This window comes from Ureibacillus sp. FSL W8-0352, from assembly GCF_038004345.1.
In the GTDB taxonomy this organism is placed as follows: Bacteria; Bacillota; Bacilli; order Bacillales_A; family Planococcaceae; genus Ureibacillus; species Ureibacillus thermosphaericus.
The window spans coordinates 2643968-2659161 of record NZ_JBBOQT010000001.1 but is presented as its reverse complement, the minus strand read 5'-3'; the positions used below and the strand labels follow the sequence as shown (position 1 = coordinate 2659161).

17 protein-coding genes and 2 other annotated features are annotated in these 15194 nt (G+C 38.2%); all 17 genes read right to left on the bottom strand.

Annotation, left to right across the window (positions count from 1 at the left end; translation table 11 throughout):
• Positions 1-101: 101 nt before the first annotated feature.
• The 17 genes from rpoB to NST98_RS13270 all read right to left on the bottom strand — a co-directional run bounded on the left by rpoB (position 102) and on the right by NST98_RS13270 (position 15101).
• Positions 102-3662, bottom strand: coding sequence for a DNA-directed RNA polymerase subunit beta (rpoB, locus tag NST98_RS13350; protein WP_340715313.1), 3561 nt, complete (start codon positions 3660-3662; stop codon positions 102-104).
• Between the two features lie 244 nt (positions 3663-3906).
• On the bottom strand, positions 3907-4506 hold the full coding sequence (locus NST98_RS13345; RefSeq protein ID WP_096550058.1) for a class I SAM-dependent methyltransferase: 600 nt from the start codon (positions 4504-4506) through the stop codon (positions 3907-3909).
• A gap of 88 nt (positions 4507-4594) precedes the next feature.
• Positions 4595-4960 carry a 50S ribosomal protein L7/L12 gene (gene rplL, locus NST98_RS13340; protein WP_340715312.1) on the bottom strand — a complete coding sequence of 122 codons (366 nt, stop codon included), beginning with the start codon at positions 4958-4960 and terminating at the stop codon, positions 4595-4597.
• A 73-nt stretch (positions 4961-5033) separates the two neighbouring features.
• On the bottom strand, positions 5034-5534 hold the full coding sequence (rplJ, locus tag NST98_RS13335) for a 50S ribosomal protein L10 (protein ID WP_096550056.1): 501 nt from the start codon (positions 5532-5534) through the stop codon (positions 5034-5036).
• A 32-nt stretch (positions 5535-5566) separates the two neighbouring features.
• Positions 5567-5710 (bottom strand) — a sequence feature (ribosomal protein L10 leader region).
• Between the two features lie 67 nt (positions 5711-5777).
• Positions 5778-6476: a 50S ribosomal protein L1 gene (gene rplA, locus NST98_RS13330; RefSeq protein WP_096550055.1), complete on the bottom strand. Its 699-nt coding sequence runs from the start codon at positions 6474-6476 to the stop codon at positions 5778-5780.
• 109 nt (positions 6477-6585) lie between these two features.
• Positions 6586-7011, bottom strand: coding sequence for a 50S ribosomal protein L11 (gene rplK, locus NST98_RS13325; RefSeq protein WP_016838541.1), 426 nt, complete (start codon positions 7009-7011; stop codon positions 6586-6588).
• Between the two features lie 251 nt (positions 7012-7262).
• Positions 7263-7799 carry a transcription termination/antitermination protein NusG gene (gene nusG, locus NST98_RS13320; protein WP_016838540.1) on the bottom strand — a complete coding sequence of 179 codons (537 nt, stop codon included), beginning with the start codon at positions 7797-7799 and terminating at the stop codon, positions 7263-7265.
• Between the two features lie 149 nt (positions 7800-7948).
• Positions 7949-8134: a preprotein translocase subunit SecE gene (gene secE, locus NST98_RS13315; RefSeq protein WP_016838539.1), complete on the bottom strand. Its 186-nt coding sequence runs from the start codon at positions 8132-8134 to the stop codon at positions 7949-7951.
• A gap of 44 nt (positions 8135-8178) precedes the next feature.
• Positions 8179-8322 carry a 50S ribosomal protein L33 gene (gene rpmG, locus NST98_RS13310; RefSeq protein WP_083839531.1) on the bottom strand — a complete coding sequence of 48 codons (144 nt, stop codon included), beginning with the start codon at positions 8320-8322 and terminating at the stop codon, positions 8179-8181.
• An 81-nt stretch (positions 8323-8403) separates the two neighbouring features.
• Positions 8404-9051, bottom strand: coding sequence for an RNA polymerase sporulation sigma factor SigH (gene sigH / locus NST98_RS13305; RefSeq protein WP_016838538.1), 648 nt, complete (start codon positions 9049-9051; stop codon positions 8404-8406).
• A 70-nt stretch (positions 9052-9121) separates the two neighbouring features.
• Positions 9122-9634 (bottom strand): NYN domain-containing protein, encoded by a 513-nt coding sequence (locus NST98_RS13300; RefSeq protein WP_016838537.1) that lies wholly within the window; start codon positions 9632-9634, stop codon positions 9122-9124.
• A 2-nt stretch (positions 9635-9636) separates the two neighbouring features.
• The gene (rlmB, locus tag NST98_RS13295; RefSeq protein ID WP_340432625.1) at positions 9637-10386 is read right to left on the bottom strand and encodes a 23S rRNA (guanosine(2251)-2'-O)-methyltransferase RlmB; all 750 of its coding nucleotides are present in this window, start codon (positions 10384-10386) and stop codon (positions 9637-9639) included.
• 1 nt (position 10387) lies between these two features.
• The gene (locus NST98_RS13290; RefSeq protein WP_016838535.1) at positions 10388-10798 is read right to left on the bottom strand and encodes a Mini-ribonuclease 3; all 411 of its coding nucleotides are present in this window, start codon (positions 10796-10798) and stop codon (positions 10388-10390) included.
• A gap of 1 nt (position 10799) precedes the next feature.
• Positions 10800-12203, bottom strand: a complete 1404-nt coding sequence (gene cysS, locus NST98_RS13285; protein ID WP_340715311.1) for a cysteine--tRNA ligase — start codon at positions 12201-12203, stop codon at positions 10800-10802.
• Positions 12204-12329: 126 nt separating this feature from the next.
• Positions 12330-12544, bottom strand: a binding site (T-box leader).
• A gap of 48 nt (positions 12545-12592) precedes the next feature.
• Positions 12593-14053 (bottom strand): glutamate--tRNA ligase, encoded by a 1461-nt coding sequence (gene gltX / locus NST98_RS13280; protein ID WP_340715310.1) that lies wholly within the window; start codon positions 14051-14053, stop codon positions 12593-12595.
• A 190-nt stretch (positions 14054-14243) separates the two neighbouring features.
• On the bottom strand, positions 14244-14723 hold the full coding sequence (gene ispF, locus NST98_RS13275; RefSeq protein WP_016838532.1) for a 2-C-methyl-D-erythritol 2,4-cyclodiphosphate synthase: 480 nt from the start codon (positions 14721-14723) through the stop codon (positions 14244-14246).
• A gap of 234 nt (positions 14724-14957) precedes the next feature.
• On the bottom strand, positions 14958-15101 hold the full coding sequence (locus tag NST98_RS13270; protein ID WP_340714232.1) for a hypothetical protein: 144 nt from the start codon (positions 15099-15101) through the stop codon (positions 14958-14960).
• Between the last annotated feature and the right edge of the window lie 93 nt (positions 15102-15194).

Below are 15194 nucleotides of genomic sequence, written 5' to 3'. Positions count from 1 at the left end.
CCCTTTAGTTATAAGTCCTTTTGACATTCCATTAATTAAGATTTCTGAATCAGAGAGTTTTAATGAAGAATCGGGCAGGCGTCTACCTGCCCACATGTAGATTAATTTTGAGTTTCAACAGGTTTTTCTTCTTTAGTTGGCAAGATGTTTAGGGCATCAGCTGGTTGTAGATCGTCATCATCATCCATATCTCTCAGTTCAATCTCTTCTTCGTCTACAGTAAGCATTTTCACATCTAATCCCAGTGATTGAAGCTCTTTAATTAATACTTTGAAGCTTTCTGGCACGCCTGGTTCTGGAACACTTTCACCTTTTACAATCGCTTCATATGTTTTCACACGTCCTACAACGTCGTCTGATTTGATTGTCAATAGTTCTTGTAGTGTATATGCTGCACCATACGCTTCAAGTGCCCAAACCTCCATCTCACCGAAACGTTGACCACCAAATTGTGCTTTACCACCTAATGGTTGTTGCGTTACAAGTGAATATGGACCTGTTGAACGGGCATGAAGTTTATCGTCAACCATGTGCGCCAATTTGATCATATACATGATACCAACTGATACTCGGTTATCAAACGGTTCTCCTGTACGCCCATCATAAAGAATTGTTTTACCGTCTCTATTCATTCCGGCTTCTTCCATCGTATTCCAAACATCTTCTTCGTTCGCACCATCGAATACAGGTGTCGCCATGTATTCGCCTAATAAGTGTGCAGCCATACCTAAGTGTAACTCTAACACTTGTCCGATGTTCATACGAGACGGTACGCCCAATGGATTTAACATGATGTCAACTGGAGTTCCGTCTGGCAAGAATGGCATATCTTCTTCAGGTAAAATACGGGAAATTACCCCTTTGTTACCGTGACGACCGGCCATTTTGTCACCGACGCGAATTTTACGTTTTTGAACAATATAAACACGCACTAATTGGTTTACTCCAGGTGGTAATTCATCACCGTCTTCTCGATTAAACACTTTAACATCGAGGACGATACCACCTGCTCCATGTGGTACACGTAATGATGTATCTCGAACTTCACGAGCCTTTTCACCGAAAATGGCATGAAGTAAGCGTTCTTCAGCAGTTAATTCCGTAACTCCTTTTGGTGTTACTTTACCTACTAAAATATCACCGTCACGTACTTCAGCACCAATTCGAACGATACCGCGATCATCAAGATTACGTAGCGCATCTTCACCGACATTTGGTATTTCGCGAGTAATTTCTTCTGGGCCTAGTTTAGTATCTCGAGATTCAGATTCATATTCTTCAATATGAATGGATGTATAAATATCATCTTTTACAAGACGTTCGTTCATAATAATCGCGTCTTCGTAGTTGAAACCTTCCCAAGTCATGAAAGCAACAAGAACGTTGCGACCTAGAGCAAGTTCTCCTTTATCCATGGAAGGTCCATCTGCAAGAATATCTTTTGGTTTTACGCGATCCCCAACTTTAACGATTGGGCGTTGATTAATACAAGTTCCATGGTTGGAACGCTGGAATTTTTGAAGCTTATATTTATCCAGTTCGCCCTTTACTTCTTTTCCATCTCTAATTTCGATACGACGAACGTGGATTTCACGCGATTCAACATGTTCAACGATTCCTTCATACTTATTAACTACAGCAGCACCAGAGTCACGAGCGTTTACGTATTCCATTCCTGTCCCTACATACGGAGCCTCTGGTTGAATTAATGGTACTGCTTGACGCTGCATGTTTGCACCCATTAATGCACGGTTAGAGTCGTCGTTTTCTAAGAATGGGATACATGCTGTCGCAGCAGATACTACTTGTTTAGGTGATACGTCCATGTAGTCAACTAATTCTCTTTTGAATACTGTGTTGTCTCCACGGAATCGACCTAAAACTTCCTCGTTGGCAAAAGTTCCGTCTGGATTTAACGGTGAGTTTGCCTGAGCTACGATGTAGTTGTCTTCCTCATCGGCTGTTAAGTAGTCAATTTGGTCTGTCACTCGGCCTGTTTCAGGATCAACACGACGATAAGGTGTTTCAATAAAACCAAACTTATTCACTTTCGCATAAGTTGATAATGAGTTAATTAGACCGATGTTTGGACCCTCTGGTGTTTCAATAGGACACATGCGGCCATAGTGCGAGTAGTGAACATCCCGCACTTCCATACCAGCACGTTCTCTCGTTAAACCACCAGGTCCTAAAGCGGAAAGGCGGCGTTTATGCGTCAATTCTGCTAGCGGATTTGTTTGGTCCATGAATTGCGATAATTGAGAGCTACCAAAGAACTCTTTTATTGATGCAATAACTGGACGAATATTAATCAATTGTTGTGGTACGATTGACGCTGTGTCATTAATTGACATGCGCTCACGCACAACTCGTTCCATACGCGATAGTCCAATACGGAATTGGTTCTGCAACAACTCACCAACAGAGCGTAAACGACGATTTCCTAAATGGTCGATGTCATCAACATTTCCTACACCATAAAGTAAGTTGAAGAAGTAGGATAATGACGCGATAATATCCGCAGGAGTCAAATGTTTTACCTCTTCATCAACGTAAGCATTGGAAATGACATTGATGATTTTTCCATCTTCGTCATTAGGAGCATATATTTTAATGGATTGGATTGTAATATCTTCATCCAATACACCACCTACTTGAGATAATGTACGGAATCCAACACCCTTCTCTAAATAAGGAATAATTTTATCTAACGTACGTCGGTCAAGAATTGTATCTTTTTCAACAATAATTTCTCCTGTTTCAGGATCTACTAACGTTTCTGCGATTTTTTGATTAAATAGACGATTTTTTATGTGAAGCTTTTTATTCATTTTATAACGCCCAACGGCTGCTAAATCATAGCGTTTAGCATCGAAGAAGCGGGAATATAGCAAGCTTTTTGCACTTTCAACTGTTGGTGGTTCACCTGGACGAAGGCGTTCATAGATTTCTAATAGCGCCTTTTCAGTGCTATCTGTATTATCTTTCTCAAGCGTATTTCTCAAATACTCATTATCACCGATAATATCGATAATTTCTTGGTCTGAACCAAAGCCTAACGCTCTTAGTAGCACTGTTGCAGGCAATTTACGTGTGCGATCGATGCGAACATAGATAATATCTTTTGCATCCGTTTCAAACTCCAGCCATGCCCCACGGTTTGGAATGACTGTTGCACCGAAGCCTTTTTTGCCGTTTTTGTCCGTTTTATCGTGATAATATACGCTTGGTGAACGTACCAATTGGGATACAATTACACGCTCGGCACCGTTAATAATAAAAGTGCCTGTTTCTGTCATTAATGGGAAATCCCCCATAAAGACATCTTGTTCTTTAACTTCATCTGTTTCTTTGTTATGAAGACGTACCTTTACGCGCAATGGTGCTGCATAAGTTACATCGCGCTCCTTACATTCATCGACATCATATTTTGGTTCTCCTAAAGAATAGTCGATGAATTCTAGTGAAAGATTGCCTGTGAAATCCTCAATAGGGGAAATTTCTTTAAACATTTCAAGCAATCCTTCTTTAAGGAACCAGTCGTAAGAGGCTGTTTGAATCTCTATTAAATTCGGAAGCTCCAGCACCTCTTTAATACGCGCAAAGCTTCTACGCTGGCGGTGTCGTCCGTACTGAACTAGTTGACCTGTCAACTTATTCACCCCTCAATAAAGCGATAATAGGTCTTTGCAAAATCAAATAAATAGTGTATGATTTTCCAAAGACAAAAAGAAAACGAGACTTTTTCAAAACCTCATTTTCGGTTAAACTTAACTTATTCATGGCAAGTATACCCACATAAAAATTATTGCATACAAAAGGGCATACTCCCAAAAAATAATATTTTTGCATTTTATTATGTTATCATAGCCGATTTGTCAAGTCAATATTTAATGGGAATTCGTTTTATTTTTCAGCTTTGATAATCCAATATCCCTTTTTCTTCTCGACAATTTCCACTGACCGAAACTTTTCTTCCAAATACTTTAACGTAGATGGTGCTCCTTGTTTCTTCTGAATCACAACCCAAAGCTCTCCACTTGTACACAAATGCTGATAAGCCCCGTCATAGATTTTAAAAACCGTCTCTTTCCCAGCTCGAATTGGCGGGTTCGTTAACACAGCAGCAACTTGGACTTGCTCATCCACATATACACCGTCACTTTCATAAATACGCACATTTTGGATTCCGTTCAATTCTGCATTCTTTCTAGCTAATTGAAGTGCTCGCTCATTAATATCCATCATATATACTGTTCGCTCTGGATATTGCTTTGCTATCGCTAACCCGATTGGACCGTAGCCACAACCAACGTCTAAAACAATTCCTTCTACATCGGGCATGTTAAATGTATCAATTAACAAACGGGATCCAAAATCTACTTCGCTTTTACTAAACACTCCTGTATCTGTTTCAAATAAAAATGAGTGTCCTAATAAAGTAAACTGCCATTGTTGGGGTTTACTTTCCGTTTGAGGCTTTCGTGAATAATAATGTTCAGTCATTTGAGTGGCCTCCCTAAATAAATGAAGAAAAGCTCGCCAAATAGGACGAGCTTTTTATTTTTTGGTATAAACGATACTCAAGCAATTATTACTTAAGTTCTACAGAAGCGCCAAGTTCTTCAAGTTTAGCTTTGATTTCTTCAGCTTCTTCTTTAGAAACGCCTTCTTTAAGTGGTTTTGGAGTGTTGTCAACTAATTCTTTTGCTTCTTTTAAGCCAAGGCCTGTAAGTTCGCGTACAACTTTGATAACTTTGATTTTTTGATCTCCAGCGTTAGCTAACACTACATCGAATTCAGATTTTTCTTCTGCAGCAGCACCTGCAGCAGCGCCACCTACAACTGCAACTGGAGCAGCAGCAGTTACGCCGAATTCTTCTTCGATAGCTTTTACTAAATCGTTTAATTCAAGAACTGTCATTTCTTTAATAGCTTCAATAATTTGTTCTTTAGTCATTCCATATTCCTCCTATATAGGTATTTTTGTTAGGCTATTTGCCTGTATTCGAAATATTGGTTTAAGCGATAAATTACGCACCTTGTTCTTCTTTTTGTTCTGCAACAGCTTTTGTTGCAAGAGCGAAGTTGCGGATTGGAGCTTGAAGTACAGATAGTAACATTGAAAGTAAACCTTCGCGAGATGGAAGGTCAGCAAGAGCTTTAACCTCTTCAACTGTAGCAACGTTTCCTTCAATAACACCCGCTTTAATTTCTAATGCATCGTTTTCTTTTGCGAAGTTGTTAATGATTTTAGCTGGTGCTACAACATCTTCTGTAGAGAAAGCGATCGCATTTGGACCTGTTAAATATTCATTAAGTCCTTCTAGTCCAACTTCTTCAACAGCACGGCGAGTTAAAGTGTTTTTATAAACTTTAAATTCTACGCCAGCTTCACGAAGTTGTTTACGCAATTCAGTAACTTGAGCTACGTTTAAACCGCGGTAATCAACAAGCACTACAGAAGCAGAATTTTTAAATTTGTCTGCAATCTCTTGTACTTGTACTTTTTTTGCTTCAATTGCCTTAGACATTTTGACACCTCCTATTAGAATGGGTCATTCATACCGATAAAACAAAAGCCTTCGTGTAGACACACGAAGGCATAAAAAGTCATCATCTTAAAAAAGAATCCGATTTTATGTCCTCGGTAGGGAAGTTTAAGTGCAAAGAGCACCCCTACTGTCTACGGTACAAATGGATTACTATATTCAGAACATCATCCATAATACTAACGAATAGGATGAATGTCAATAGTTTTATTCTATCTTTATTTATTATTTAATCACTACGCTAGAAGCGTCAATTTTAATTGATGGCCCCATTGTAGTAGTGATGTTTACAGATTTCATGTAAGTACCTTTAGCTGCAGCAGGTTTTGCTTTTTGAATTGCTTCGAATACAGCTAAGAAGTTTTCTACTAATTTTTCTGTTTCGAAAGATACTTTACCGATAGGAGCGTGAACGATACCAGCTTTATCAGCGCGGTATTCTACTTTACCTGCTTTGATTTCTTGGATTGCTTTCGCAACATCGAAAGTAACTGTTCCTGTTTTAGGGTTTGGCATTAATCCTTTTGGACCTAAAATACGACCTAATTTACCAACCTCACCCATCATATCAGGTGTAGCTACGATTACATCAAACTCAAACCAACCTTGTTGGATTTTGTTGATGTAGTCTACATCGCCTACATAGTCTGCTCCAGCAGCTTCAGCTTCCTTCGCTTTTTCACCTTTAGCAAATACTAATACACGTTGAGTTTTACCTGTTCCGTTTGGAAGCACAACTGCTCCACGGATTTGTTGGTCATTTTTACGAGTATCAATATTTAAACGGAAAGCTACTTCTACTGTTGCATCAAATTTAACATTGCTTGTTTTTTGAGCTAATGCAACAGCTTCTTCTACTGGATATAATTTAGTTTTATCAATTAATTTTGCAAGTTCTTGCATTCTTTTACTGCGTTTTACCATTACTTTTTCCTCCTTTGTGGTTTTAGCGGAAATTTACCTCCCACGAATAAAGGTTGCGTGTTCAACAGAACTTGCGCAACCTACAAAAACTAACACGAATTACAATGGATTAGTCAACGATTTCAATACCCATGCTTCGTGCTGTACCTTCAACCATTGCCATAGCCGCTTCAACAGATGCAGCATTTAAATCAGGCATTTTTAGTTCTGCGATTTCGCGAACTTTATCACGTTTAACCGTTGCAACTTTTTTACGGTTTGGCTCACCAGAACCTGATTCAATACCTGCTGCTTTTTTAAGCAATACAGCTGCAGGTGGAGTTTTTGTAATAAAAGTGAAAGAACGGTCTTCGAATACTGTAATTTCAACAGGTATAATTAAACCTGCTTGATCAGCAGTACGAGCGTTAAATTCTTTACAGAATCCCATGATGTTTACACCTGCTTGACCTAATGCAGGACCAACTGGTGGAGCTGGATTCGCTTTACCAGCAGGGATTTGAAGTTTAACAATTTTAATAACTTTTTTAGCCACGAGACACACCTCCTTAAGTCCGTGATGTGGTATATTGGGTTGCCCCTCCCACTCAAATATACATTTATCAGCCATGCCGATAAAATATCATTAACTCATATCGCAGACTAAAAAAACTAGTCTGACCTATGAAATGATATCATTTTTCATATTCTTAAGCAAGTAAAAATATTATAAAGATATAAATTATTTGTTAACCAAATTGGTTAAAATGTGCAAACCATTGAAATTTTTTACTCTTTTTTAAAGGTTTATACCCGTTGTACTTGTTCGAAATCTAATTCCATTTTCGTTTCCCGACCGAACATGTCAACTGAAACTTTTACTTTTCCTTTATCCACATCGATTTCCTCTACATTTCCTTGGAAATGAGCAAATGGTCCATCTAACACTTCAACTAGATCGCCAACAGCAATATCTAACTCGCCAATTGCTTTTTTGTGTAATCCCATTGAACGAAGCAGACGATCTACTTCTTCAGGCAGTAAAGGTGTCGGTTTTGCTCCTCCGCCTGATGAGCCAATAAATCCTGTCACTCCTGGGGTATTGCGAACAACGTACCAAGAATCATCAGTTAAAATCATTTCAACTAATACGTAACCCGGGAAAACTTTTCGCATCACCGTACGTTTTTTTCCATCTTTTAAATCAGTTTCTTCATGTTCAGGGATGATTACACGGAAAATGAGATCTTGCATCCCCATTGTTTCTACTCGTTTTTCGAGATTTGCTTTTACACGATTTTCATAACCTGAATAAGTATGAACTACATACCATTGTTTTTCCATAATGTATATTGGACTATTCGTCCTTCCCTCCTTTACAATTACAACCCGTTGAATCTGTATTTAATATTATAATTTACAACATAAATGAAAAAAACCCGCGAAATGTTAGACGGGCTATTTTTCGAAAGATATTTAGTATGGGGCTATAATTATATTTTTAAATACCAACGGAATGCTCCCGAAATCAATAAATCTACAAGCACAAAAAAGATTGCTACAAAAATGACTGTTGTGATTACAACAATCGTATATTTTGTAAGCTCTTTGCTTTTTGGCCAGCTTGTCTTTCTCATTTCGGACATAACTTCTTGCAGAAATTGTTTTATTTTGCCCATTCTAGCTTAACCTCCGAATAAATCATCTGTCTTCTCTATTTCAACTAGCGCGTTTGTTTGTGTAATGTGTGTCGATTGCAGCGCTGACAATACTTTTTCAATTGTAATCTAGTTGAGCTGTCTTTTTCAGGATAAGTGTAATTTCTAGAACCACACTCTTCACAGCTTAATACAATTTTCTTTGCCACTGAAAAAACCTCTATTCTGGCATTTTATCTTTTAAAGACTAACACCAAAAAAACATGCTGTCAATAATTGAGGAATGAGTTTCAAATAATTTCCCCATTTTCTAAATGGCGCTCCAATTTCCGTTTCACCCGTTGCAATGCATTATCAATTGACTTTACATGACGATTTAATTCTTCAGAAATCTCATTATAAGATTGTCCATCTAAATATAAAGTAAGCACTTGTTGTTCAAGTTCGCTTAAAATTTCGCTAATTTTTTCTTCCAAATAGGAGTACTCTTCTCGGTTAATCATTAAATGTTCTGGATTTTCTGATTCCGAGCATGTAATGACATCCATCAACGTCCGATCCGACTCTTCATCATATATTGGTTTATCAAGAGAAACATAGGAATTGAGTGGAATATGTTTCTGACGCGTTGCCGTCTTAATAGCAGTAATAATTTGGCGCGTAATACATAACTCTGCAAAAGCTTTAAAGGAAACAAGCTTGTCCTCTTTAAAATCTCTTATGGCTTTATATAAACCTATCATTCCCTCTTGTATAATATCTTCCTTGTCCGCTCCTATTAAAAAATAAGAGCGAGCTTTCGCCTTTACGAATACACGGTATTTATTAATTAAGTAATCTAACGCCTCTGTATTACCTTGATGCACTAGTTCAACAAGTTGTTCATCCGTTAGCTCGTCAAAAGATTGTACTACTTGCGATTGCTCTGTTTTTAGCAACGGCCTCACCCCAGACGTATAAATCATATTAGGAACAGTATATATGAATTGGAAAATATAGGTCAATTGATTATTTTAAACCTCTTCTCCATTTTTCGAAGGCTAACTCTACTTCTTTCGATAATGGGATTCTAGATTTAGGTCTTTCTTTCTGCGAAGTTTCTACTCTTTTTGATATTTTTGATTGAATAATTTCCAACTCTATTTCTAGTTCACGGGCTGATTTTCGAAGGGCACCATTCCCAAATATTACGTTTTGCTCCGTCATATCAGAAGTTGCTACGTATATTTGGACTTTCCTCCCTTTCAGCTCGTTTGATAATTTTTCAATACGCTCATCTGCCGTTTCGTTCTTTCTTGTAAAAATTACTTCCACTGCATTTTGTACATAGGATTTTTCTGCCCCGGAAACATGATAGGCGTCGAAAACAACAATCACCCGCCATCCCATAGCGGCTTTATATTCTGCCATTAGTTCAAGCAGGCGATTTCTAGCTTCCTCTAAATCTGTATCTTTTAAAGGTCGCAATTCTTTCCAAGCACCTATCATATTGTATCCATCAACTATTAGAATGTTTTTCATAACTAATCATTCACTTCTTGACGTTTTCGGTACACTTCATACATTAATAATGCCGCCGCAACAGACGCATTCAATGAATTAACATGCCCAACCATTGGCAAATGGTAGAGAAAGTCACATTTCTCCTTCAGTAGTCTACTCATTCCTTTCCCTTCACTTCCAATAATGATAGCTAGCGGCAAGGTAGCATCCATTTTTCGATAGTCGGTGCTACCTTTTGCATCTGTTCCAGCAATCCAGACGCCTCTTTCTTTTAACTCATCTACTGTTTGCACTAAATTGTTCACTCTGCAAACAGGAACATGCTCAATAGCTCCTGTAGAAGCTTTCGCTACCGTTGCTGTAAGTCCAACAGAACGTCTCTTTGGTATGATTATACCATGAACGCCAATCGCATCTGCAGTTCGCATAATCGAGCCAAGATTATGAGGGTCTTCTAGTTCATCTAAAATGATGAAAAATGGATCTTCGCCTCTTGCTTTGGCCACATCAAATAATTCATCGAGTTCCGCATACTTATAAGCAGCGACAGAAGCAACGATACCTTGATGGTTGGCGCTTGAAAGTTGATCGATTTTTTTCTTTGGCACAAACTGTACAAATACTCCTCGTTCGCGGGCTAAATCCAGCACTTCCTTAATTCCCGATTTTTTCACACCTTCACTAATCCATATTTTGTTCATTTCTCGGCCTGAACGAAGGGCTTCTAATACCGGGTTTTTGCCAGCAATCATTTCTCCACTTTCGCTCATGTTATGACGCTCCTTTCGCTTCTTCAACGATTTGTATTGCATAATCAATTATTTTATTCATACGTTCATACTGTTTTGTTAAATAAAGACTGCCGAGAACTGCTTCAAATCCGGAACTATTGCGATAAGTTTGAACATCCGTATTTTTCGGAACAGTACCAGACTTTGCATTGCGCCCACGTCTATAAATTGATAACTCTTCTTCCGTTAAATACTGTTCTTCTATCATGCGATGCACAATCATTGATTGAGCTTTAGCAGAGACATATTTTGTCGCCTCATGGTGCAGCGTATTCGGTTTCGTTCGACCGCTTAACAATAAATGTTCCCTAACGCGCACCTCTAAAACGGCGTCCCCCATATATGCTAATGCAAGTGCGTTTAATTGCTTAATATCAACTTGTTGTGCCATCTTATGAACCTCGTTTCCAGCGAGTACCTTGTCGTGTATCTTCTAAAATTATGTTCATACTTAATAATTGGTCACGAATTTCATCCGCTCTCTTGAAATCACGATTTTTTCGTGCAATATTACGCTCTTCAATTAACTTTTCAATTTCTTCATCTAAAATTTCCATCTCAACAGCTAATTTAATTCCTAAAACACCACTAAGAACTTCAAATGTTTCAATAAATGCTTTTAGCACTTTTTCATCCGTATTTGTTTCGTTTACATACGTATTTGACGTGCGAGCTAGTTCAAATAAAACAGAAATACCGTTAGCTGTATTGAAATCATCATCCATTTCCTTCTCGAATTGTTTTTTCAACTCATCGATTTTTTCTAAATACAATTCACTATTTTCTGCAAGGTTCGTCGTAGATTTTAGTCGATGTTGAAGATTCGAATAAGCTGTGCGCAAGCGCTCCAATCCACTTCGAGCGGATTCAATCAATTCTTCTGAGAAATTGATTGGATGACGATAATGTACAGAAAGCATGAAAAATCTTAATACTTGCGGATCAATTTTCTGGATAATATCGTGGACTAATACGAAATTCCCAAGAGATTTTGACATTTTTTCGTTATCAATATTAATATACCCATTATGCATCCAGTAACGGGCAAAAAGTTTTCCGGTATAGCTTTCAGACTGAGCAATTTCATTTTCGTGGTGCGGGAATGTTAAATCTTGACCTCCAGCATGAATGTCAATTGTGTCACCTAGATGAGCTCTTGCCATTACAGAGCATTCAATATGCCATCCAGGTCGTCCTTCACCCCAAGGGCTACTCCAGTGAATTTCACCTGGTTTTGCAGCTTTCCAAAGAGCAAAGTCTAGTGGATCTTCTTTTTTTTCACCCGCTTCGATACGTGCGCCTACTTTTAAATCATCAATTGACTGATGACTTAGTTTTCCATAACCTTTAAACTTGCGTGTGCGGAAATAGACATCCCCTTGAGATTCATAAGCATACCCTTTATTGATTAATACTTTAATAAATTCAATAATATCATCCATATGTTCTGTCACTCTCGGATGAACATCCGCTTTTTTGCATCCAAGTGCAGTGATATCCTCAAAATAAGCTTTTATAAAACGCTCTGTCAGTTCAGAAACTTCTTCTCCTAACTCGTTAGCTGCCTTAATAATTTTGTCGTCCACATCGGTGAAGTTTGATACATACTTCACATCAAACCCTTTATATTGCAAATATCTTCTTACTGTATCATAGACAATGGCAGGACGTGCATTGCCTATATGAATGTAGTTATAAACAGTTGGTCCGCATACGTACATTTTTACTTTTCCCTCTTCAAGAGGAACAAAAGGTTCTTTTCTTCTTGTTAACGTATTGTAAATTTGAATTGCCATGTCATTCTCTCCTTTAGCCAATTCTCTTCGAACAAATATATCCTTCTATAACTAAATTACCACCAATTCTCTACAGGTAGCCAATAAAAATTAGCTGAATAAAAAACGCCTCCATCATATCACTATGACAGAGACGCCAAATTCGCGCGGTTCCACTCTGGTTGAAAGCATGAAGCTTTCCGCTCGAGGTCTTTAACGGTGACTAGCCGACTTGCCTACTCCATTTCAGCAAAGTGCTCAAAGGTGCATTTCCGTAAAATAGAGGTTTAGGTCACTTTCAGCCTGTGGTGACCCTCTCTTTCAAACATATTTTACGTACTTCTCCTTTTCAACGCTTTCACTTTTATATCATTATATCCAAGGCTCAAAAACCGTTCATCTAAAAAATATTAATTTGTGAATTTTTCTAATCGGGCTAAAACTTTTTCTTTGCCCACTAATTCGATTGCATCCGCCAATTCCGGACCATGAGTTTGGCCTGTTGTCATCACTCGAATTGGCATAAATAAGTTTTTCCCTTTATATCCAGTTTCTTTTTGTACTGCTTTAATTGCCGCTTTAATTGACGAAGCATCAAAAGCTTCCGAAGCCTCTAATTGCTGTTTAAATGATGTAGCCAATTCTTTAATATGTTCTAAAGCTAGTACTTCTTGGGCAGCTTCATCATATTCAATTTCATCTTTAAAGAACAAGCTAGATAATTCAACAATTTCTGCACCATAACTCATTTGATTATGGTATAACGCAATCAATTTTGTTGCCCATTGTTTTTGTTCACTAGTCAATTCTAAAGGAAGTAAACCGGCTTTTTGCAAGTGAGGAAGTGCTAAGTCTACTACTTCATCCAATGACAATTTTTTAATGTATTGGTTGTTCATCCATGTTAGTTTATTCCGGTCAAACATTGACGGTGATTTTGATAAACGCTTCTCATCAAAAATTTCAATCAATTGTTCTTTTGTAAAGATTTCTTCTTCCCCTTCCGGAGACCAACCAAGCAATGCAAAGAAGTTGAACATCGCTTCTGGTAAATATCCAAGCTCTTTATATTGAGAAACGAACTGGATAATGGATTCATCACGTTTTGATAACTTCTTATGATTTTCGTTCACAATGATTGTTAAATGGCCGAACTCAGGGTATTCCCAATCGAAAGCATCAAAAATCATCATTTGTTTCGGCGTATTAGATAAGTGTTCTTCTCCGCGGAATACATGCGTAATTTCCATATAATGGTCATCCAAAACAACCGCAAAGTTATAAGTAGGAATTCCATTCGCCTTCACGATAACCCAATCGCCAATATCTTTCGATTCAAAAGTAACTTCTCCGCGCACTAAATCATTAAATTTGTATGTTACATTTTCTGGAACTTTAAAACGGATTGTATAAGGAATTCCCTGCGCTTCTTTTTCAGCGATTTCCTCTTTCGTTAAATGGCGGCATTTGCCTTCGTAAGTTGGAGCAGGAATGCCTTTTGCTCTTTGGGCTTCTCTTGAAGCTTCCAATTCTTCAGGTGTGCAGAAACATTTATAAGCTAGTCCTCGTTCTAATAGCTCTTCCGCATGTTTCTTATATATATCTAGTCTTTCCGTTTGGCGATATGGCGCATAAGGTCCGCCAATATCTACAGATTCATCTGGAATTATTCCAAGCCAGCGCAGATTATCAAGCTGTGACGCTTCTCCACCCTCGACATTGCGCTCCGTATCCGTATCTTCAATGCGAACAACAAATGTTCCGTTGTAATGTTTTGCAAACAAATAATTAAATAACGCAGTACGCGCTCCACCAATATGTAAATGACCGGTAGGACTTGGCGCATACCGAACACGAACTTGTTTTGTCATAATTTTCCTCCTAAGTTTACCAGATAAAAACCTTCATTTTTAATTTGGCCACTACTAGAATATTTCCATTTCCAATGCTTCCCTTAACTTTTGTACATTTTACCACTCTGTCTTCACATTGAAAAGTTAATGAGAGGGAAGAAATTTTAACTTTTCTGGAACGAATTCATCTTCTTTCAACATTTGAGAACTATTGCTTTTTTATTAACAATATTGTTGCTAATGCTGCTATACCTTCTTCTCGGCCAACAAAGCCTAATTTTTCCGTTGTAGTTGCTTTGACGTTTACTTGAGACGGGTTCGCATCCAAAAGTTCTGCTATGCGATTTCGCATTTGCTCAATATACGGAGCCATTTTAGGCTTTTGAGCCATAATTGTACAATCAACATTCCCAAGAATATACCCTTTATCATTTACTATTTTCCATATATACTCCAATAATTTCGCTGAATCTGCATCTTTATATTTTGGATCTGTATCTGGAAAATGACGTCCGATATCTCCTTCTCCAATTGCTCCAAGGGCCGCATCTGTAATTGCATGTAATAACACATCCGCATCGGAATGACCAACAAGGCCTTTCGTATGAGGTATCTCTATGCCTCCGATAATAAGTGGCCGTCCTTCTTGAAACGCATGCACATCAAATCCTTGTCCAACACGAAACATATTGTAGCTGCATGATGAAAGACTGTTCAGCCTTATATGCAGCGTTCACCATCCTTTACTGTAAAATCAGATTCCAATTTGCCACTTCATATATTAACATATTTCCCATTTGTATGGATTGTAAGCATGCATTTAACCCAATTATTATGTATGGAAACAAATCGAGTAGGAGGGAGTGATTAGCTCCCGTCCTCTCACACCACCGTACGTACGGTTCCGTATACGGCGGTTCAATTAAGATAATTGACGCAAGTTTTCATAACTTCCGTGAATAGCTGTTCTCTTTATGCCAGTGGTCACTCCACCCTCCAAGAGGACTCCCACGGGATTCACCGCTTCCTTCCTCAAGTGAGGTACTATGTTTTCTGTGTTCATCATGACTCACTGAATGCCAAGGGCTATTCTCTCTTAATTGTTCGGTCCTTCTTAGTAGTTCTAAACCAACTAATACTATGACCTCTGCTGACTTCT

Coding starts and splice junctions, on each gene's coding strand:
- NST98_RS13345 (WP_096550058.1), bottom strand. CDS start 4,506: ATGACTGAACATTATTATTCACGAAAGCCTCAAACGGAAAGTAAACCC.
- rplL (WP_340715312.1), bottom strand. CDS start 4,960: ATGACTAAAGAACAAATTATTGAAGCTATTAAAGAAATGACAGTTCTT.
- rplJ (WP_096550056.1), bottom strand. CDS start 5,534: ATGTCTAAGGCAATTGAAGCAAAAAAAGTACAAGTACAAGAGATTGCA.
- rplA (WP_096550055.1), bottom strand. CDS start 6,476: ATGGTAAAACGCAGTAAAAGAATGCAAGAACTTGCAAAATTAATTGAT.
- nusG (WP_016838540.1), bottom strand. CDS start 7,799: ATGGAAAAACAATGGTATGTAGTTCATACTTATTCAGGTTATGAAAAT.
- secE (WP_016838539.1), bottom strand. CDS start 8,134: ATGGGCAAAATAAAACAATTTCTGCAAGAAGTTATGTCCGAAATGAGA.
- NST98_RS13300 (WP_016838537.1), bottom strand. CDS start 9,634: ATGAAAAACATTCTAATAGTTGATGGATACAATATGATAGGTGCTTGG.
- rlmB (WP_340432625.1), bottom strand. CDS start 10,386: ATGAGCGAAAGTGGAGAAATGATTGCTGGCAAAAACCCGGTATTAGAA.
- NST98_RS13290 (WP_016838535.1), bottom strand. CDS start 10,798: ATGGCACAACAAGTTGATATTAAGCAATTAAACGCACTTGCATTAGCA.
- cysS (WP_340715311.1), bottom strand. CDS start 12,203: ATGGCAATTCAAATTTACAATACGTTAACAAGAAGAAAAGAACCTTTT.
- gltX (WP_340715310.1), bottom strand. CDS start 14,053: ATGACAAAACAAGTTCGTGTTCGGTATGCGCCAAGTCCTACCGGTCAT.
- ispF (WP_016838532.1), bottom strand. CDS start 14,723: ATGTTTCGTGTTGGACAAGGATTTGATGTGCATGCGTTTCAAGAAGGA.
- NST98_RS13270 (WP_340714232.1), bottom strand. CDS start 15,101: ATGATGAACACAGAAAACATAGTACCTCACTTGAGGAAGGAAGCGGTG.